Below are 17,093 nucleotides of genomic sequence, written 5' to 3' on the forward strand. Positions count from 1 at the left end.
CCTAGTCTGCCCCGATGATCCGCGCCAGCTTGCACAGGGTCTGCTTGCCCAGTTCGACCGCGCCGAAGCTCCTTGCCTCCTGGAATTCCTGCGCGGTGGCAAAGACCATGCCCAGCGTGATGCGCGTCTGGCCGTCCAGATCCTCGAACATCGCCCAGGCATCGGCATGCTTCGGCCCGTTCTCGCCCCAGTGCAGCGTGTAGTCGAGCCTCGCCCCGGGGATGACCGCGCCATACTTGTGGTGGTTCGGCCAGACCGTCCCGTCCGGGCCGATCATGTCGAACACCCATTCACCCCCGGCACGCTGGTCGATGCGGGCCGTGCGGCACGAAAACCCCTCCGGCCCCCACCACTTCGGCAAGGAGTCCGGGTTCCACCAGGCGCCCCAGACCACCGGGACCGGGGCCTTGATGACGCGCTGAAGGATCATCGTCCGCTCGGCCACGCCCACAAGGTTCGCCAACCCGGCGGCAAAGCCCTGACGGTAGCCTGCGGCCATGTCCTCGGCCAGCGACGAAAGCTGGACCGTGACGATGATCCGGCTCTCCGCGCCTTCGGCATGGAAATTGGCCGTCACCAGCGCCGCCGATAGCCTGACCCCGTCGCGCGAGACGACCTCGTAGCCCACGGTCCGCGTCTCGGTCACAATGTCCAGCCAGCCGGCGTCGACCCGGAGGTCCGGCTCGCCCGCGACCTTGCAGAGCGAGACCTCGCGGCCGCCCACGCGGGCGTCGGCTTCCAGGAACTCCACCGTCACCGAAGGCGCGGGCGAGGCCCAGACGGCGCGCGCGGCCGGCGAGGTCCAGGCGGCAAAAAGCGTCTCGACCGGGGCCGCGACCTTGCGGTCGAAGGTCAGGGTGGCAAAGCGGTCGGAATCGCGATCCAGGCTCATTACAGGAGACCCCGCGCATAGTCCTCCAGCTGGGTGACCACCGTGCCCCAGCCGTCGAAGAAGCCCATGTCCTCGTGCGCCTTGCGGGTGTCGGGGTTCCGGTGCCGGGCGATGGCCGTATAGGTCGTGCCCCCGGCCGGCGCGTCGGACAGGATCAGTAGCGCGGTCATGAAGGGGTCGGGCGCGGGCTTCCAGCCTTCGCTGTAAGCATCCGTGAACACGAGCCTTTCCTGCGGCACGACCTCCAGGTAGACGCCCTTGTTCTCCATCACGTTGCCCTCGACGTCGAAGGTGGTGTTGAACCGGCCGCCCACGCGCAGGTCGATGTCGCAGGCCGTGACCCGATGCGGCTTCGGCACGAAGAAATGCGGGATGTGCCTCGGTTCGGTCCAGCATTCCCAGACCAGCGCACGGGGCACGGAAAGCGTCCGGGTGAAGCTGAGGTCGGTTGCCGGGTCCAGGTCCGGGATCGTGGTCATGTCTCGCGTTCCTTCATCAGTCTGGTGACATAGTCGTCAAGCCGGTCCAGCCGCCCTTCCCAGAGCCTGCGCTGCTCTTCCATCCACTCGGCCATCGGGCGCAGGGCCGCGGGCTGGAAGGCGCAGGAGCGCACGCGGCCGTCCTTCTGGGTGGCGACCAGCCCCGCTGCCTCCAGCACCGCCAGATGCCGCAGGATCGTCGGCAGCTTGAACCCCGTGGGTTCGGCCAGCTCCGTCACCGGCGCGGGCCCCCTGGCCAGCCGGTTGAGCATCATGCGCCGCGTCGGGTCCGCCAGCGCGTGGAACAGGAGGTCGAGTTGGGGATCATGCTTAGCCATATCGCTAACCAATCTGACCTCATCGAGTCGCACAAGCAGAAACTTAGCAAACCGGCTAAGTTTTGCCTTCAGGATTTCCCGACAGGTGATTTTCGGCCCTGCTTGAAATTCCCGCCCCGCTTTCCTTTGCCCGGACACGCACCCTCGCCTATTGTGTGCTACAGCATACAAGGCGACCCCTGGCCCCCAAGGAGGACAAGCGATGACCGAACGTCTGGACCGGGCGGGACTTCAGGTCGATGCGGTGCTGGCCCGCTTTGTCGAGGATGAGGCGCTTCCGGGCACGGGGATCGAGGCGGGCGCCTTCTGGCAGGGCTTTGCAGGCCTGCTGGCCGACTTCGCGCCGCGGAACCGGGCGCTTCTCGCCCGGCGGGAGGAGTTGCAGGCCAGGATCGACGCCTGGCACGTCGCGCGGCGCGGCCAGCCGCATGACCACGCTGCCTACAAGGCCTTCCTCGCCGAGATAGGCTATCTTCTGCCCGAAGGCCCTGCCTTCACGATCGAGACCACGAACGTGGACCCCGAGATTGCCCGCATCCCGGGTCCGCAATTGGTGGTGCCGATCACCAATGCCCGCTATGCGCTGAACGCGGCCAATGCCCGCTGGGGAAGCCTCTACGACTGCCTCTACGGCACCGACGCGATGGGCTCGCTGCCGCCGTCTGGCGGGTATGAGCGCGGCCGGGGCGCTCGGGTAATCGCCCGGGCCCGCGTCTTCCTGGACGAGGCCTTCCCCATCGCCGGAACCAGCCATGCAGATGTCCGGCGCTATATGGTGAAGGACGGACAGCTTCTGGTCGATGATCTGCCCCTGGTGCAGCCGGATAAGTTCGCGGGCTATCGGGGGAGCCCGAAGGCTCCGGATTCGGTCCTGCTCCGGAACAACGGGTTGCATGTCGAGCTGGTCTTCGACCGGGCGCATTTCATCGGCTCGCGCGACCAGGCGCTTCTGGCCGACGTGCAGCTGGAAAGCGCGCTGACCGCGATCATGGACTGCGAGGATTCCGTCGCCTGCGTGGACGCCGAGGACAAGGTCGGGGCCTATCGCAACTGGCTGGGGCTGATGCAGGGGACGCTGGCCGAGGTCTTCAAGAAGGGCGGCCGTCAGGTCGAGCGGCGGCTGGCGGCGGATCGGGAGTATCTGGACCCGAACGGCTCACCCTTCACCCTGAAGGGCCGCGCGCTGATGTGGGTGCGCAATGTCGGCCACCTGATGACTAACCCGGCGATCCTGTTGCCGGATGGCTCGGAGGTCCCCGAGGGCCTGATGGACGCGATGGTGACGGTGGCCATCGCGCTGCATGACCTGAAGAAGACGGAAGGCATGCGCAACTCGGTGATGGGCTCGGTCTATGTGGTGAAGCCCAAGATGCACGGGCCCGAGGAAGTGGCCTTCGCCGACGCGGTGATGGCGCGGGTCGAGGACATCCTGGGCCTTGCCCGCAACACGGTGAAGCTTGGGATCATGGACGAGGAACGGCGGACCTCGGTCAACCTCAAGGAATGCATCCGAGCCGCGAAGGGACGGGTTGCCTTCATCAATACCGGCTTCCTCGACCGGACAGGGGACGAGATCCATACCTCGATGGAAGCCGGGCCCTTCAGCCGGAAGGACTTCATCAAGCGGAAGTCCTGGATCACGGCCTACGAGAACCTGAACGTCGATATTGGCCTGGAATGCGGGCTGTCGGGGCGGGCGCAGATCGGCAAGGGGATGTGGGCGATGCCGGACCTGATGGCGGCGATGCTGGACGAGAAGATCGCGCACCCCCGCGCCGGGGCGAACACGGCCTGGGTGCCGTCGCCCACCGCAGCAACGCTGCACGCGCTCCACTACCACAAGGTGGATGTCTTCGCGGTGCAGGCGCGGCTGGCGAAGGGGGGACGGCGGGCGCATGTGGACGGGATCCTGGACATCCCGCTGGCCAGTTTCCGGGCATGGAACCGCGACCAGGTGATGCGCGAGGTCGAGAACAACGCGCAAGGCATCCTGGGCTATGTGGTGCGCTGGATCGACCAGGGGGTGGGCTGTTCCAAGGTGCCCGACATCAACGACGTGGGGCTGATGGAGGACCGCGCGACCTGCCGGATCTCGGCCCAGCACATCGCGAACTGGCTGCATCATGGCGTCGTCACCGAGGCCGAGGTGATGGAGGCGATGAAGAAGATGGCCGCCGTGGTGGACCGGCAGAACGCGGGCGATCCGCTTTACCGGCCAATGGCCCCGGCCTTCCAGGGCGCGGCCTTCCAGGCGGCCTGCGACCTTGTCTTCAAGGGGCGGGAGCAGCCTTCGGGCTATACAGAACCCCTGCTCCACGCCTGGCGGCTGCGGGTGAAGGCGGGGTAGTGTCCACGGTGGACAATCGCTGATGATCCTTTGAAGTCAAAGGCTTGGCCGCGGACGTTAGGAGTTTCTTAACCTGCGCTTCGGGCGGGTTGGGGCGGTTTTCAGAATGGGCGCTGACGCGCGAAGTCCTTTCGTCTCGTCGTCGGCCTTCGCCTCCTCCTCGGCCGCCCCGGGGGCGCTTCGCCCCCCGGACCCCCCGAGAGTATTTGCGAAAAGGGCAAGACAGGGCGGCGGGCGCCTGACGGGCGCAGGGCCCTTGGCCAGTGCGGAAGGCGACAGGCAAAGGACAGGGTCCGACAGGTCGCCGGTCGGATAGGCCGGCCCCCAGACCGTGACCCGATCCCGCGCGAGGCTCCTTGCCTCGGCACGGGTCAGCCGGACAAGGGCCTGTCGCGGACAGCCGGTCTCGCGCAGGGCGCGGTGCCAGAGCCGCAGCGCCGAGGCCGCGCTCCAGGGAAGCGCGGCCTGGGCCAGCCAGCGCCGCAGTTCCGCGGGAAGCCGGTCGTATGCGGCCATCGGATCTGCCTTGTGCCACCGCGCGCGGGGCGAGGCGAGATTCCCGTTCATGCCGCGCGGCGCTGCCAGGTGGGAAAGGGATCGGAAAGACCCGTCCACGCTTCGGGGGTGAAGGCGCGGGCGGGGACGAGGGCGGCGTCCAGCCGGGCCCGCAAGGCGGCCTCGTCAAGCCCGGCACCGATGAACACGATCTCCTGCCGCCGGTCGCCCCAGGGCTCCTGCCATTTCGACAGCACCTCCTTCAACGCCTCCGGATGCGCCGGCCACCGCTCGCGCGGGACGGAGGCCCACCAGATGCCAAGCGGCGTGACCGAGGACACCGCGCCTGCGAGGGAAAACTCGGCCACCCAGTCCGGCCTTGTGGCCAGCCAGAAATGCCCCTTGGCGCGGATCACGCCTGGAAGATCGCCGTTCAGGACCGCATGGATACGGCCCGGGTGGAAGGGAGCGCGGGCGCGATAGACGAAAGAGGCGATCCCGTATTCTTCGGTTTCGGGCGTATGGCTGGCGAAACCGTACAGTTCCCTGGCCCAGAGCGGATGTTCGGCGGCGCGGTCGAAATCGAACAGGCCGGTGTCGAGGATCGCTGCCGGATCGACGCGGGCGTGGTCGGTCTCGATCAGGCGGGCATCGGGGTTCAGGGCCTTGATGATCCTGCGGGCGGCACGGGCGCGGTCGGGGCCCGCGTCCCGCACCTTGTTCAGGATCACCACATTGGCGAATTCGATCTGGTCGGTCAGCAGGTTGACCAGTGTCCTTCCGTCGCCTGCGCCAAGACTTTCCCCCCGGTCGGCAAGGAAATCATGGCTGGAGAAGTCGTTCAGGAGGTTGATCGCATCCACGACCGTGACCATGGTGTCGAGGCGCGCGACATCCGAAAGGCTTTGCCCGGCCGCGTCGCGGAAATCGAAGGTCGCGGCAACGGGCAAGGGTTCGGCGATTCCGGTCGATTCGATCAGCAGGTAATCGAAGCGGCCTTCGGCGGCCAGACGGCGGACCTCGGTCAGAAGATCGTCACGGAGCGTGCAGCAGATGCAGCCGTTCGTCATCTCGACAAGCCTTTCCTCGGCGCGAGACAGCTCGGCCCCCTCCCGGATGAGGTCGGCGTCGATGTTCACCTCGGACATGTCGTTGACGATCACCGCGACTCGGCGGCCATCGCGGTTGTTCAGGATGTGGTTCAGAAGCGTGGTCTTTCCGGCGCCGAGAAAGCCGGAGAGGACGGTGACGGGCAGGCGGGAGTCGGTCATGTCAGCCTCATGTTATGTTATAGTATAACCTACACGGGACGCGGTTCGGCGGCAAGCGCCGTCTCCGATGTGGCTAGCCGATATCGAGGGCGATGGCGTGGATGCGCGAGGTCAGGTCCCCGAGCGCCTTCTGCACCGCGCGATGGCGCGCGAGGCGGGACATCGCGGCAAGCGCCTCGGCGCGGATGGTGATGTGGAAATGGCTTTCGCCCGTGCCGTCGTCCCCGGCATGGCCGGCGTGGCGGTGGCTTTCGTTGACCACGGTCAGCACCGAGGGGTGGAAGGCGGCGGTCAGGCGCTCCTCGATTTCGTCTTTCACGGCCATGTCAGCGCCCCCTGCCCTTCCAACTTCCGGGAAAAGCCTTAGACTTGGGCGCCCGAGTCGGAAAGGCCCCCGAAGCATGTCCAGTCGTCCGCCCTTCGAGTTCAACATCAGCGCCGCAGCGGCGAAGAAGCGCAAGACGACCGGGCGGCGGGGCATGTCGGGGGCGTTCGAGACGGCGGACCGGCCCTGCGACTATCCGGACTGCAAGGAGCGCGGCGCCTACCGGGCGCCGAAATCGCCGGACCAGCTGGACTCCTATTTCTGGTTCTGCAAGGACCATATCCGCGAATACAATCTGAAGTGGAACTTCTTCCAGGGCACCACCGACGAGGAGTTCCAGAAGTTCCTCGACAAGGGCCGGGTCTGGGAGCGCGAGACCAGGCCCTTCAGCCGGCAGGGCGACGGCAATGCATGGGCGCGGCTGGGGGTGAACGACCCGATGTCGCTTCTGGGCGAGAAGGCGACGCAGAACCCGGGGCGCGTGCAGGCGACCGCGACGCGCAAGCTGCCGCCGACCGAGCGCAAGGCCATCGAGATCCTCGACGCGCGCGACACCATGTCGAAGGCCGAGATCCGCAAGGTCTACAAGGGGCTGATCAAGGTCCTGCATCCCGACATGAACGGCGGGGACCGCAGCCACGAGGAGCAGCTGCAAGAGGTGGTCTGGGCCTGGGACCAGCTGAAGGACAGCCGCTATTTCCGCGATTGAGCGTCGGTGGGCCAGCCGCGGTAGCGGATGATCGGGCCGGTCAGCGGATGCGACAGCGCCACGTCGAAAGTGGCCCTGCCTAGGGCGTCCACGGCCTCGACCGTGTCGCTGACCGGCAACAGCGCGTGGGGCAGCGGCAGGCCGAGGCACCAGCCCCTGGTGACCGGATAGCAGAGCCGGTCGTCGCGGACCGTGAGGTCGATCAGGAAGGACAGCGGGCCGAAGCGTTCGATCATGCCACCTTCGACGGGCCGCAGGCGCGAGCGGAACCGCTGTCCGGCGAAATTCCGGGTCCAGACCTCGTGGCCGGCGTGGCGGTCCAGGGTGACGGTGACCGGCACATCCGCGGCCGCGGCCGGAAAGCGCATCGCCCAGGCGGTCAGTCGGGCAAGGCGGCCCGTGCCCCGGGTGATCCGGGCGCGACCCGACCAGTGGCGGCGGTCGGCCAGACGGTGCAGGTCCTGCAAGGCGGGCGGCAGGGCGGCCCAGTCCGCTCCGAGTGCCTGGGCAAAGACGGGGGTGAACTCCGAGGTCTCCACCGATGTCGTGATGTCATGCCGGGCCATTTCCGCCTCGGCCAGCGCAAGGTCGAGGTCTGCGATGCAGGGCCGGGCGCCGGGGGTCACGTCGCCCCGGATCAGCGCGGCCAGCAGCGCTCGGGCGGGGATCGCCGGCACCTCGGGGCCGTCGCCCGAACCGGCGACAAGGGTCCAGTCGCGTTGCTCCATCCGGCCGTCCGGGGTCTGGCCCACGACGCGCACCCGCATCCCGCCCCGGTCGGTGCCGAAGGGGCGCAGGCGGTCGGCCATCCAGCGCAGGGGGCGGGCGAGCGGGACAAGGCTGCGCACCAGCCCGGCGCGGACCGGCAGCGCCAGGGCCCAGAGGCCGAGGTGCAGAGCCGACAGTTCCAGCCCCGCCGAGAAGCGGACCGACCGGGCGCGGAAGGTCTGCGGGAACAGCGTCAGGTCGGGCGCGCCGATCGGGCTCGACCAGCGGCGGCCGAAGCCGAGATCGACCCTGGCCAGCCGCCCCCAGCCGCGGGTCGGACTGGCCATGCCGCCGCGCCATTCGGCCAGGGGCTGCCCGGCCTGCGCCAGGATCGCCTGGATCACCGACAATCCGCGCGGCGCCCGGTTGCCCGGCAGGATCATGCTGTCGATCAGGTTGATGTCGGTCAGCCCCTGCCCGAGGCGACGCACCGCCGCCGCCGACAGGGCGGGGACGGATGAGGCGCCCGAGAGGCAGACGAGGCCCCTGCCTCGTGCCTCGTCGTCGAGAGCCGCGATCCCGGCGGTGAAGGTCGCGTCGTCGGACAGGTCCAGGTAATGCGCCCCCGCCGCAAGGGCCGCCGGGGCGACTGGATGGCCCTTGCCGGCATCGGGCTGGAACGGGCCAGCGGCGTCGATCACTGCAAAGGGCGCCTCGGTGGCAAGGCGCGCCGCAAGGTCGGGCGCGCCCCTGTCAAGCACCAGGGCCCGCGCGCCGATCCGGGCGGCGAAGGCGGCGGTCTGGCGCGCTTTGCGCCCGGCGATGACCAGGTCGATCCCGGGATCCTGGGCCAGGGCAGCAGAGAGGCGGGCGCCGAACACGCCGGTGCCGCCGATCACGATCACCCGGTTACTCAATCAGCCGCGCCCGCAAGGCCGCACTCGGCAGGACACAGGCCTGCCGCCCGAAGCGATACCGGTTGCGTGCGATCCAGTCGTAAAGCGGATCGGACAGGCGCTTTGGCAGGCAGCCCAGCACCGCCGCCGCCCGCCATGGCCAGCCAAGTGCACCCATGGCCGCCGCGAAGGCCGCCATCTTCACGTGGGGCCGTCCATCAAGAATGACGATGTTCGTCTCCATCGCGACAGGATCAAGACCATACGCGCCGTACAGTCACTGCCCAAGCGGCGAATGGGCAGTGACGAAGCGGAAGCGGTCGGCGTGGTCGAACCGCGCCATCAGCCGCGCGAAGCCCGAACAATAGACGCAGGTCCCGTCGAAGACGATCACGTCCTTGCCGGGCGGGGCTGGCACGCGGGGCCGATCCATCCTGTCCATGCCGCAATCCTAGCGCGCCGCACGGCCGTCGCGCCGTGTCACCTCGCCGCGGCAGGCGCATTGCGGCGCGCGACGGCGGCGGCGGCTCCCTTCCCCTTGAACCCCTCCGCGATATGTTCCAAGGATGCAGGGCCGGTGCAATGGGGCGCCGTGCGACAGTCAAGGGCGCTTTCGATGCTGGATCAGGTGATGAAACCGACCGAGGAAATCTCGGTCCGCGAGGTGTTCGGGATCGACACCGACATGCGTGTGAAGGGTTTCGCCGAGCGCACCGACCGCGTGCCCGAGATCGACCCGACCTACAAGTTCGACCCGGACACCACGCTCGCGATCCTGGCCGGGTTTGCCTATAACCGCCGAGTGATGATCCAGGGCTATCACGGCACCGGGAAATCGACCCATATCGAGCAGGTGGCGGCGCGGCTGAACTGGCCTTGCGTGCGCGTGAACCTCGACAGCCACATCAGCCGGATCGACCTGATCGGCAAGGACGCGATCAAGCTGCGCGACGGCAAGCAGGTGACCGAGTTCCACGAGGGCATCCTGCCCTGGGCGCTGCGCAACCCGGTGGCCATCGTCTTCGACGAGTACGACGCGGGCCGGCCGGACGTGATGTTCGTGATCCAGCGCGTGCTGGAGCATGACGGCAAGCTGACGCTTCTGGACCAGAACGAGATCATTACTCCCAACCCCTATTTCCGGCTGTTCGCCACGTCGAACACGGTGGGTCTGGGCGACACCACTGGCCTTTACCATGGGGTCCAGCAGATCAACCAGGCGCAGATGGACCGCTGGTCGCTCGTGGCGACGCTGAACTACCTGAGCCATGACGCGGAAACCGCGATCGTGCTCGCGAAGAACCCGCATTACAACACCGAGAAGGGCCGCAAGACGATCAGCCAGATGGTGACGGTCGCGGACCTGACCCGGACGGCCTTCATGAACGGGGACCTGTCCACCGTGATGAGCCCCCGGACGGTGCTGAACTGGGCGCAGAACGCCGAGATCTTCCGCAACGTTGGCTATGCCTTCCGGCTGACCTTCCTGAACAAGTGCGACGAACTGGAGCGGCAGACCGTGGCCGAGTTCTACCAGCGCTGCTTTGCCGAGGAACTGCCGGAAAGCGCGGCCTCGATGGCGATGAAGTAAACCCGGCGCGTCCGGGCCGCGGGGCCGTCCTTCGGGGCGGCCCCTTTCCTTTGCGGACGGCAGAAGGTTTTCATTCCGCCTTGAAGGCGCTTGATTCTGCGGGCCTCATGCCGAAATGGCGCGCGGTTTGGAAATTTTTCTGGCCGTCCTTGCGCTCGGGGCGACAAGCGTGCCCGGGGCAGCAGGTCCGCTGTTGCGAGACTTCGCGGTCTGCGCGGGGCGCCTTTCGGCGGTCATGGAAGATCAGTGGATGTTCGACGGGCCGGCGTCTGAGCGGACGCAGGCCGAACTGCATGCCGTGGTCGCCGTGATCGAGGCCTCGATGCCCGAGGGCGCCTCCACCCAGGTCATGGCCTGGCGGATCGACGCCAAGGTGGCACAGCGTACGCTTCTGGCCCAGGTCCGGTTCGCGGCGGACCGGCGCCTTTCGCAAACGGCAGCGGCCAGAGCCGAAGCCCTGGCCGCGCATTGTCAGGCGATGATTCTCAGCTAGCCGGCAGGCTCAGCCCCGGGCGGCCTTGGTGGCGTTGGCCCACCAGACCACGTCGTCGAGCATGGCCTTGGCCGCCGGGGCAATCGCGCCCTCGATGTCGCCGAGGTTGCCCGAACCGCCAAAGCCGGAGTGGACCTTGAAGAAATCCGAGCCGCCGATGCGGACGTTGTTGCGGGTGGGGACCATCTGAAGCTCGACGCCGATGTTCTGCAGGTGGCCCAGTGCGTTCGCCGCCCCCATCGAGCCATAGCCGATGGCACCGAACGGCTTGCGGGCCCATTCGACATAGGCCTGGTCCAGCGCGTTCTTGAGCGCGCCGGTGATCGAGCGGTTGTATTCGGCGACGACGAAGATGTAGCCGTCGAACTCACCCACCTTCTTCTGCCACTTCTGGGCGACCGGGTTCTGGCTGGGCACCCAGGCGTTCGAGGCGACCTCGTCGAAGAAGGGCAGCGGATGGTCGCGCAGGTCCACGACCTCGACATCCATGTCGCCGCGCGCTTCGGCCTGGGCCTTGATCCAGGCGGTGGGGACATCGGCAAAGCGGGTCGGACGGGTCGAGGAGACGATGATCGCGATCTTGGGATTGGCCATGGCAACTTCCTTGAGGGTTGGTCTGCGGGTACCCCCTGTATCTGGCGGGCGGGGTCGGGAAGCCAACTCCTCAAGGACGCGCCGGTTCTGTGCAAGAGCGCACGACGGCGGCTTGCAGCCGGCGGCGAGGGGTGTTCTAGTAGCTTGTCCAAAGGAGAAATCCCATGCACATCGGCCTGATCGGCGGCATCGGCCCGGCAGCGACGGTGGTCTACTATCAGCGGCTTTGCGCGGCCATGGCCCGACGCGCTGCGCGGCTTGACCTGACCATCGTGCAGGCCGATATCCACGAATTGATCGCGAACAATCTGGCCGACCGGCGCGCGGAGCAGGCCGAAATCTATGCCCGGCTGATCGACCGGTTGAAGGCCGCCGGTGCAGACTGCGCGGCGATCACCTCGCTGGGCGGGCATTTCTGCCTTGACGAAACCAGGGCGCGATCTGCCCTGCCGCTGGTCTCGGCGGTCGAGCCGCTGGATGCCTTCTTTGCGGCGGAGGGGATCGGAACGGTCGGGCTTCTCGGGACGCGCGTCGTGATGCGCACGCGGCTTTATGGGCAGTTGCGCCAGACCCGTGCCCTGGCGCTGGACGACGAGATCGAAAGCCTGGGCCAGCTTTACCAGGAGATGGCGGTGGCCGGCACTTGCGACCCTGCTACGCGGGCGCGGTTCCTGGATGCCGGGCAAAGGCTGGCCGATCAGGGCGCCGAGGCCGTGGTCCTGGCCGGGACCGACCTGAACCTGGCCTTTGACGGGCAGATTACCCCATACCGGGTGATCGATGCGCTGGACGTGCATGTGGCGCTTCTGGCCGATCTGGCATCTGGCAGTGCCTCGCTGGACGCACTAGGATCGCGGCCATGAACAAGCCCAGCGACAACCCCGCCGACCCGTTCAAGAAGGCCCTCGCCGAGGCCACCCGCACCATGGCGGATGACCCGGAGATGACGGTCACCTATTCCGTGGACCCGGCGGGGATGAACAGGGAAGGCGTCCGCCTGCCCCAGGTTTCGCGCCGGATGACCCGGGACGAGGTCCTGCTCGCGCGTGGGACGGCGGATTCCTTTGCGCTGCGGCGCAAGTATCATGATGAGGGTGTCGCGGCAAAATATGCCCCGACCGGGCCGTTGGCGCGCGACATCTACGAAGCGATGGAGAATGCCCGCTGCGAGGCGGTGGGCGCGGGCGACATGCCGGGGACGGCCGGCAACATCGACGCGAAGATCGCGCACGAGGCGGACCGCAAGGGCTATGGCCAGGTGACGCAGGCGAGCGAGGTGCCTCTGCCGGTGGCGGCCGGATATCTGGTGCGGCAGATGGCGACGGGCCGCGCCTTGCCAAAGTCGGCGGAACATGCCGCCGACCTCTGGCGTGGTTTCGTTGAGGAACAGGCGGGGGAGACGCTGTCGAACCTCGACCATGTGCTGAACGATCAGGCGGCCTTTGCGCGGCTGGCCCGGAAGGTGATCGCCGAACTCGGCTATGGCGACCAGCTGGGCGACGACCCTGACGCGCCCGAGGACACGGGCGACGACCAGGCCGAGGAAGATCAGGATGCCCCCGACTCCGCCGGCGAAGAACAGGAGGAATCCGAGGACTCCGAGGCCTCGCCCGAACGCAGCCAGGACGAGCAGCAGGATCAGTCCCAGGCGCAGGTCACCATGGAAGACAGCGCCGACATGGAGCAGGGCGACGAGGCGGAATTGCCCGAGGGCGAGGCGCCGCTGGAGCCTCCGCCCCCCGCGCCGCATTCGGATGCGGATCCGAACTATACCGTCTATACCACTGATTTTGATGAAGAAATCAAGGCTGAGGATCTTGCCGAACCGGCCGAGCTGGAACGGCTGCGCGCCTATCTGGACCAGCAGCTGGAACCTCTGAAGGGCGCGGTCAGCCGACTTGCGAACAAGTTGCAGCGCCGGCTTCAGGCGCAGCAGAACCGCAGCTGGGAATTCGACAAGGAGGAGGGGATACTCGACGCCGGGCGGCTCGCGCGGGTGGTGGCCAACCCGACGACACCCCTGTCCTTCAAGTGGGAGAAGGACACCGAGTTCCGTGACACGGTGGTGACGCTGCTGCTGGACAATTCGGGGTCGATGCGCGGGCGGCCGATTTCCATCGCGGCGATCTGTGCGGACGTGCTGGCGCGGACGCTGGAACGCTGCAACGTGAAGGTCGAAATCCTGGGCTTCACCACCCGGGCCTGGAAGGGCGGGCAAAGCCGCGAACGCTGGCTGGCCCAGGGCCGGCCGCAGATGCCGGGGAGGCTGAACGACCTGCGCCACATCATCTACAAGTCGGCCGATGCGCCCTGGCGGCGGGTGCGGCCGAACCTGGGTCTGATGATGAAGGAGGGCCTCCTGAAAGAGAACATCGACGGCGAGGCGCTGGAATGGGCGCATCGGCGTATCATGGCGCGCCCCGAGGCCCGCAAGATCATGATGGTCATCAGCGACGGGGCGCCGGTGGACGATTCGACCCTGGCCGCCAACCCCGCGAATTATCTGGAGAAACACCTCCGCGACGTGATCGCGATGGTGGAAAAGCGGCGGGCGGTGGAGCTGATCGCCATCGGCATCGGCCACGACGTGACGCGCTATTACCAGCGGGCGGTGACGATCACCGATGTCGAGCAGCTGGCGGGCGCGATGACCGAGCAGCTGGCCGCGCTGTTCGAGGTGGACCCCAAGAAGCGGGCGCGCGCGCTTGGAATGCGGCGGGCCGGTTGAGCCCTTTGACGGAAAGCCTGACCTGATGTTCCAGACCTTCGACAGCCATGCCTCGCCCGACCAGGGACCACCGCGGCTGGCCGCCTTGCGGGCGAAGCTGGGGACCCTGGGCCTGGCCGGATTCATCGTGCCGCGAGCGGACGTGCATCAGGGCGAATACGTCGCCCCACACGACGAAAGGTTGCAATGGCTGACCGGGTTCACCGGATCGGCCGGGTTCTGCATCGTGCTGCCGGATGTCGCCGGGGTCTTCATCGACGGACGCTACCGCACGCAGGTCAAGGCGCAAGTGGACCTGGGCAGCTTCACGCCGGTGCCCTGGCCGGAGGTGAAGCCCGGAGACTGGGTGAAGGAGCGGCTGGACAGCGGGCGGCTGGGCTATGACCCCTGGCTGCACACGGCCGACGAAATCGGGAGACTTGAGGCGGCACTCGAGGGAACGGGCATAGAGCCTTCACCTGTAAGCGAAAACCCGGTTGATGCCATCTGGCGTGACCAGCCCGCTCCGCCCTGCGGCAAGGCCTTCGTGCATCCGCTGGACCTGGCCGGAGAGAGCCATGCCGACAAGCGGGCGCGGCTGGCGGCGGGGCTGCGGACAGCCGGCCAGCGGGCGGCGGTGGTGACCTTGCCGGATTCGCTCTGCTGGCTTCTGAACCTCCGGGGGGCCGACGTTCCGAGGAACCCGGTGCTGCACGGCTTTGCGCTGCTTTGCGATGACGGCTCAGTCGATCTGTTCGTCGATCCGGCCAAGCTGGATGACGCGGTGCGCGCGCATCTGGGCGCTGAAGTCCGGGTGCATCCGTCGGACGGGTTCGCACCGGCGCTGACGGGTCTTGCAGGGCCGGTGCGCGTGGACAAGGTGACCGCGCCGCTTGCGGTGTCGGACATCCTGAAGCGCGCAGGCATCGAGGTGGCCTGGGCCGACGATCCCTGCCGCCTGCCCAAGGCCTGCAAGAACGCGGCCGAGATCGCGGCGACGCGGGAGGCGCATCTGCGCGACGGGGCGGCGATGGTGGAGTTCCTGCACTGGCTGGACGAGGCCCTGCCCCGCGGCGACCAGAGCGAGATTTCCGTGGTCGAGGCGCTGGAAGGCTTTCGCCGGGCGACAAACGCGCTGCACGACATCAGCTTCGACACGATCTGCGGCGCGGGCCCGAACGGAGCGATCATGCACTACCGGGTGACCGAGGAGACGAACCGCCCGATCGGGCGGGACGAACTGCTGCTGGTCGATTCGGGGGCGCAATATGTGGACGGGACGACCGACATCACCCGCACCGTCGCGGTCGGCGATCCGGGGCGGGAGGCGCGGGAATGCTATACCCGCGTCCTTCAGGGTCTGATCGCGATCAGCCGGGTCCGCTTCCCCAGGGGTCTGGCAGGACGCGACATCGACGCGCTGGCGCGGTTCAACCTGTGGGTCGCCGGGCAGGACTACGACCACGGCACCGGGCATGGCGTCGGCGCCTTCCTGTCGGTGCACGAGGGGCCGCAGCGGATCAGCCGCGTGTCCGAAGTGCCGCTGGAACCCGGCATGATCCTGTCGAACGAACCGGGCTACTATCGCGAGGGTGCCTTCGGCATCCGGCTGGAGAACCTGATCGTGGTGCAGGAAGCCCCGCCCCTTGGCGACAACCGGGCGCAGCTGGCCTTCGAGACGCTGACCTTCGTCCCCTTCGACCGCCGCCTGATCCTGGTCGAGGACCTGTCTCCGGCCGAGCGGCGCTGGCTGGACGCCTACCATGCCGAGGTGCTTGAAAAGCTGGCCAAGCGGGTCTCGGGCGCTACCCTTGACTGGCTGAGGGCGTCCTGCGCCCCGATCTGAGGCCGGGGAGAAGACCATGGGAAGCCACATCGCCATCACGCCGATCGACGGTCCGGTCACTGTTGCGGTCGGCGATCTGCGGCTGGGCGAAAGCCGGGCGGCACTGGAACTGAAGGAGGGGCGTTACCCCGCAATCACCTATGTCCCGCGCGAGGACATCGACATGTCGCGGCTGGTCAGGACCGAAAAGACCACGACCTGCCCGTGGAAGGGCCGCGCGAACTACTATTCGGTCCGCGGCGAGGGTGGTCTGATCGAAAACGCCGTCTGGACCTATGAGGACCCCAAGGCCGACGTGGCCGCCATCGCCGGCTATCTGGCCTTCTACCCCAGCGTGACCGTCACGCGCGGCTAGCGGCTTCCTCGCGGATGCGCTGGACCATGGCGCGCAGGCCGTTCGACCGCTGGCTGGACAGGTGGTCGTTCAGCCCCAGCCGGCCAAGCTCGGCCACGGCGTCCACCTTCGCCACCTCGTCCACCGACAGACCGGAATAGAGCGCGTGCAGGATGGCGATCAGGCCGCGGACGATCATCGCGTCGCTGTCGCCCTGGAAATCGAAACGACCGTCTTCGACGATGGGGCGCAGCCAGACCTGGCTGGCGCAGCCCTGGACCTTGAGCGCCGGCACCTTGAAGCTGTCGTCCATGGGCGGCATCGCCTTGCCCAGTTCGATGACATGGCGATAGCGGTCCTCCCAGTCGTCGAGGAAGTCGAAGGTCTCGGCAATCTCTTCGAAGGCTTGGCTCGCCATGATCTGCTCCGGTGTTTGCCTGTCAGGTAAGGCGCTGGGCCGGGACAGTCCAGCCCAAGATGCGCTTTTCAAACGCGGTGCCATCGGCTACCCAAGAGGCAACGCATCAGGAAGATCGCTCCATGTCCCTGTCCCGCCGTCACCTCGTCCTTGGTCTTGCCCTTGCCGTTGCCGGCTGTGGCGGGCTGCGGCAAAGCAAGCTGAACCCCTTCAACTGGTTCCGCAAATCCGAGCCGCGCGCGAAGGTCAGCCTGCCGGCAGCGAAAGCCGATGATCGTCAGCTTGCCGAAGTCGTCATGACGATGGCGGTAGAGCCGATGCCCGGCGGCGCCATCGTCCGAGCGCGGGGCCAGATGCCGGTGCAGGGCTACTGGAACGCCGAGTTGGTGCCGCAACCGCTGACCGAGGGCGGCACGCTGGTTTACGAATTCCGGGTCGCGCCCCCGACGACGAAGACCGCCGCCAATACCCCGCAATCGCGGCAGGTGGACGTGGCGATCTACATCTCGAACGTCAAGCTGGAGAACGTGCGCGAAATCGTGGTGCAGGGCGCCACGAACGCGCGGGCCTCGCGGCGCTAGGCGGCTCCTCGCGCGACTGCGTCGCCTCGTCGCGGCTTGCGCGAAACGTGATGCTACCGACGACGCGCT

The 17,093-nt window shown here is 67.5% G+C and carries 18 protein-coding genes and 1 pseudogene; 9 read left to right on the top strand and 10 right to left on the bottom strand.

The window, feature by feature from the left end:
- Window position 1: 1 nt before the first annotated feature.
- Genes ACK4IU_RS08525 through ACK4IU_RS08535 form a run of 3 tightly spaced genes read right to left on the bottom strand, consistent with a single transcriptional unit; the run spans window position 2 to window position 1,709 of the window.
- Window positions 2-892, bottom strand: a complete 891-nt coding sequence (locus ACK4IU_RS08525; RefSeq protein WP_409733758.1) for an SRPBCC domain-containing protein — start codon at window positions 890-892, stop codon at window positions 2-4.
- Entirely contained in the window at window positions 892-1,371 is a 480-nt protein-coding gene (locus ACK4IU_RS08530) for an SRPBCC family protein (protein ID WP_409733760.1), read from the bottom strand. Before ACK4IU_RS08530 ends, ACK4IU_RS08525 begins: the two co-directional genes overlap by 1 nt.
- On the bottom strand, window positions 1,368-1,709 hold the full coding sequence (locus tag ACK4IU_RS08535; protein WP_149589030.1) for an ArsR/SmtB family transcription factor: 342 nt from the start codon (window positions 1,707-1,709) through the stop codon (window positions 1,368-1,370). Before ACK4IU_RS08535 ends, ACK4IU_RS08530 begins: the two co-directional genes overlap by 4 nt.
- Before the next feature lie 202 nt (window positions 1,710-1,911).
- Here ACK4IU_RS08535 and ACK4IU_RS08540 point away from each other — a divergent pair, with 202 nt between their 5' ends.
- The gene (locus ACK4IU_RS08540; protein ID WP_409733762.1) at window positions 1,912-4,056 is read left to right on the top strand and encodes a malate synthase G; all 2,145 of its coding nucleotides are present in this window, start codon (window positions 1,912-1,914) and stop codon (window positions 4,054-4,056) included.
- A gap of 57 nt (window positions 4,057-4,113) precedes the next feature.
- On the opposite strand, the gene ACK4IU_RS08545 is transcribed toward ACK4IU_RS08540, so the two are convergent.
- The 3 genes from ACK4IU_RS08545 to ACK4IU_RS08555 form a co-directional block, all read right to left on the bottom strand.
- The gene (locus tag ACK4IU_RS08545) at window positions 4,114-4,623 is read right to left on the bottom strand and encodes a DUF6525 family protein (RefSeq protein WP_409733765.1); all 510 of its coding nucleotides are present in this window, start codon (window positions 4,621-4,623) and stop codon (window positions 4,114-4,116) included.
- Complete coding sequence (locus ACK4IU_RS08550; RefSeq protein WP_409733767.1) at window positions 4,620-5,822, bottom strand: GTP-binding protein; 1,203 nt, start codon at window positions 5,820-5,822, stop codon at window positions 4,620-4,622. Before ACK4IU_RS08550 ends, ACK4IU_RS08545 begins: the two co-directional genes overlap by 4 nt.
- 73 nt (window positions 5,823-5,895) lie before the next feature.
- Window positions 5,896-6,147, bottom strand: coding sequence for a BolA family protein (locus ACK4IU_RS08555; protein ID WP_409733769.1), 252 nt, complete (start codon window positions 6,145-6,147; stop codon window positions 5,896-5,898).
- Between the two features lie 76 nt (window positions 6,148-6,223).
- Here ACK4IU_RS08555 and ACK4IU_RS08560 point away from each other — a divergent pair, with 76 nt between their 5' ends.
- The gene (locus ACK4IU_RS08560) at window positions 6,224-6,856 is read left to right on the top strand and encodes a J domain-containing protein (protein ID WP_409733771.1); all 633 of its coding nucleotides are present in this window, start codon (window positions 6,224-6,226) and stop codon (window positions 6,854-6,856) included.
- On the opposite strand, the gene ACK4IU_RS08565 is transcribed toward ACK4IU_RS08560, so the two are convergent.
- Both ACK4IU_RS08565 and ACK4IU_RS08570 read right to left on the bottom strand, forming a co-directional pair.
- Window positions 6,841-8,469: a DUF4166 domain-containing protein gene (locus ACK4IU_RS08565; RefSeq protein ID WP_409733773.1), complete on the bottom strand. Its 1,629-nt coding sequence runs from the start codon at window positions 8,467-8,469 to the stop codon at window positions 6,841-6,843. The genes ACK4IU_RS08560 and ACK4IU_RS08565 overlap by 16 nt on opposite strands.
- Window positions 8,470-8,473: 4 nt before the next feature.
- Window positions 8,474-8,902, bottom strand: a pseudogene (locus ACK4IU_RS08570) (thiol-disulfide oxidoreductase DCC family protein).
- Between the two features lie 174 nt (window positions 8,903-9,076).
- Here ACK4IU_RS08570 and cobS point away from each other — a divergent pair.
- Window positions 9,077-10,051: a cobaltochelatase subunit CobS gene (gene cobS, locus ACK4IU_RS08575; protein WP_409733775.1), complete on the top strand. Its 975-nt coding sequence runs from the start codon at window positions 9,077-9,079 to the stop codon at window positions 10,049-10,051.
- Between the two features lie 115 nt (window positions 10,052-10,166).
- The gene (locus ACK4IU_RS08580) at window positions 10,167-10,544 is read left to right on the top strand and encodes a hypothetical protein (protein WP_409733778.1); all 378 of its coding nucleotides are present in this window, start codon (window positions 10,167-10,169) and stop codon (window positions 10,542-10,544) included.
- Between the two features lie 9 nt (window positions 10,545-10,553).
- On the opposite strand, the gene ACK4IU_RS08585 is transcribed toward ACK4IU_RS08580, so the two are convergent.
- On the bottom strand, window positions 10,554-11,138 hold the full coding sequence (locus ACK4IU_RS08585) for an NADPH-dependent FMN reductase (protein WP_409733780.1): 585 nt from the start codon (window positions 11,136-11,138) through the stop codon (window positions 10,554-10,556).
- A 164-nt stretch (window positions 11,139-11,302) separates the two neighbouring features.
- Here ACK4IU_RS08585 and ACK4IU_RS08590 point away from each other — a divergent pair, with 164 nt between their 5' ends.
- Genes ACK4IU_RS08590 through ACK4IU_RS08605 form a run of 4 tightly spaced genes read left to right on the top strand, consistent with a single transcriptional unit; the run spans window position 11,303 to window position 16,046 of the window.
- Complete coding sequence (locus ACK4IU_RS08590) at window positions 11,303-12,001, top strand: aspartate/glutamate racemase family protein (protein ID WP_409733782.1); 699 nt, start codon at window positions 11,303-11,305, stop codon at window positions 11,999-12,001.
- Window positions 11,998-13,866 (top strand): cobaltochelatase subunit CobT, encoded by a 1,869-nt coding sequence (gene cobT / locus ACK4IU_RS08595; protein ID WP_409733784.1) that lies wholly within the window; start codon window positions 11,998-12,000, stop codon window positions 13,864-13,866. Before ACK4IU_RS08590 ends, cobT begins: the two co-directional genes overlap by 4 nt.
- A 25-nt stretch (window positions 13,867-13,891) precedes the next feature.
- Complete coding sequence (locus tag ACK4IU_RS08600) at window positions 13,892-15,691, top strand: aminopeptidase P family protein (RefSeq protein WP_409733787.1); 1,800 nt, start codon at window positions 13,892-13,894, stop codon at window positions 15,689-15,691.
- A 16-nt stretch (window positions 15,692-15,707) separates the two neighbouring features.
- On the top strand, window positions 15,708-16,046 hold the full coding sequence (locus tag ACK4IU_RS08605) for a DUF427 domain-containing protein (RefSeq protein ID WP_409733789.1): 339 nt from the start codon (window positions 15,708-15,710) through the stop codon (window positions 16,044-16,046).
- On the opposite strand, the gene ACK4IU_RS08610 is transcribed toward ACK4IU_RS08605, so the two are convergent.
- Window positions 16,033-16,443, bottom strand: a complete 411-nt coding sequence (locus ACK4IU_RS08610; RefSeq protein ID WP_409733792.1) for a SufE family protein — start codon at window positions 16,441-16,443, stop codon at window positions 16,033-16,035. The genes ACK4IU_RS08605 and ACK4IU_RS08610 overlap by 14 nt on opposite strands.
- 122 nt (window positions 16,444-16,565) lie before the next feature.
- Here ACK4IU_RS08610 and ACK4IU_RS08615 point away from each other — a divergent pair, with 122 nt between their 5' ends.
- Complete coding sequence (locus ACK4IU_RS08615) at window positions 16,566-17,024, top strand: hypothetical protein (RefSeq protein WP_409733794.1); 459 nt, start codon at window positions 16,566-16,568, stop codon at window positions 17,022-17,024.
- Window positions 17,025-17,093: the final 69 nt, after the last annotated feature.

Origin of the sequence: Tabrizicola flagellatus (assembly GCF_046295235.1) — a bacterium.
GTDB lineage: Bacteria > Pseudomonadota > Alphaproteobacteria > Rhodobacterales > Rhodobacteraceae > Tabrizicola > Tabrizicola flagellata_A.

Excerpts from the sequence above, each read along its gene's own strand:
- cobT (WP_409733784.1), top strand. The coding sequence starts at position 11,998 with ATGAACAAGCCCAGCGACAACCCCGCCGACCCGTTCAAGAAGGCCCTC.
- ACK4IU_RS08560 (WP_409733771.1), top strand. The coding sequence starts at position 6,224 with ATGTCCAGTCGTCCGCCCTTCGAGTTCAACATCAGCGCCGCAGCGGCG.
- ACK4IU_RS08615 (WP_409733794.1), top strand. The coding sequence starts at position 16,566 with ATGTCCCTGTCCCGCCGTCACCTCGTCCTTGGTCTTGCCCTTGCCGTT.
- ACK4IU_RS08610 (WP_409733792.1), bottom strand. The coding sequence starts at position 16,443 with ATGGCGAGCCAAGCCTTCGAAGAGATTGCCGAGACCTTCGACTTCCTC.
- ACK4IU_RS08600 (WP_409733787.1), top strand. The coding sequence starts at position 13,892 with ATGTTCCAGACCTTCGACAGCCATGCCTCGCCCGACCAGGGACCACCG.
- ACK4IU_RS08530 (WP_409733760.1), bottom strand. The coding sequence starts at position 1,371 with ATGACCACGATCCCGGACCTGGACCCGGCAACCGACCTCAGCTTCACC.
- ACK4IU_RS08585 (WP_409733780.1), bottom strand. The coding sequence starts at position 11,138 with ATGGCCAATCCCAAGATCGCGATCATCGTCTCCTCGACCCGTCCGACC.
- ACK4IU_RS08590 (WP_409733782.1), top strand. The coding sequence starts at position 11,303 with ATGCACATCGGCCTGATCGGCGGCATCGGCCCGGCAGCGACGGTGGTC.
- ACK4IU_RS08580 (WP_409733778.1), top strand. The coding sequence starts at position 10,167 with ATGGCGCGCGGTTTGGAAATTTTTCTGGCCGTCCTTGCGCTCGGGGCG.
- ACK4IU_RS08605 (WP_409733789.1), top strand. The coding sequence starts at position 15,708 with ATGGGAAGCCACATCGCCATCACGCCGATCGACGGTCCGGTCACTGTT.
- ACK4IU_RS08535 (WP_149589030.1), bottom strand. The coding sequence starts at position 1,709 with ATGGCTAAGCATGATCCCCAACTCGACCTCCTGTTCCACGCGCTGGCG.
- ACK4IU_RS08540 (WP_409733762.1), top strand. The coding sequence starts at position 1,912 with ATGACCGAACGTCTGGACCGGGCGGGACTTCAGGTCGATGCGGTGCTG.
- ACK4IU_RS08550 (WP_409733767.1), bottom strand. The coding sequence starts at position 5,822 with ATGACCGACTCCCGCCTGCCCGTCACCGTCCTCTCCGGCTTTCTCGGC.
- ACK4IU_RS08545 (WP_409733765.1), bottom strand. The coding sequence starts at position 4,623 with ATGAACGGGAATCTCGCCTCGCCCCGCGCGCGGTGGCACAAGGCAGAT.
- ACK4IU_RS08555 (WP_409733769.1), bottom strand. The coding sequence starts at position 6,147 with ATGGCCGTGAAAGACGAAATCGAGGAGCGCCTGACCGCCGCCTTCCAC.
- ACK4IU_RS08525 (WP_409733758.1), bottom strand. The coding sequence starts at position 892 with ATGAGCCTGGATCGCGATTCCGACCGCTTTGCCACCCTGACCTTCGAC.
- cobS (WP_409733775.1), top strand. The coding sequence starts at position 9,077 with ATGCTGGATCAGGTGATGAAACCGACCGAGGAAATCTCGGTCCGCGAG.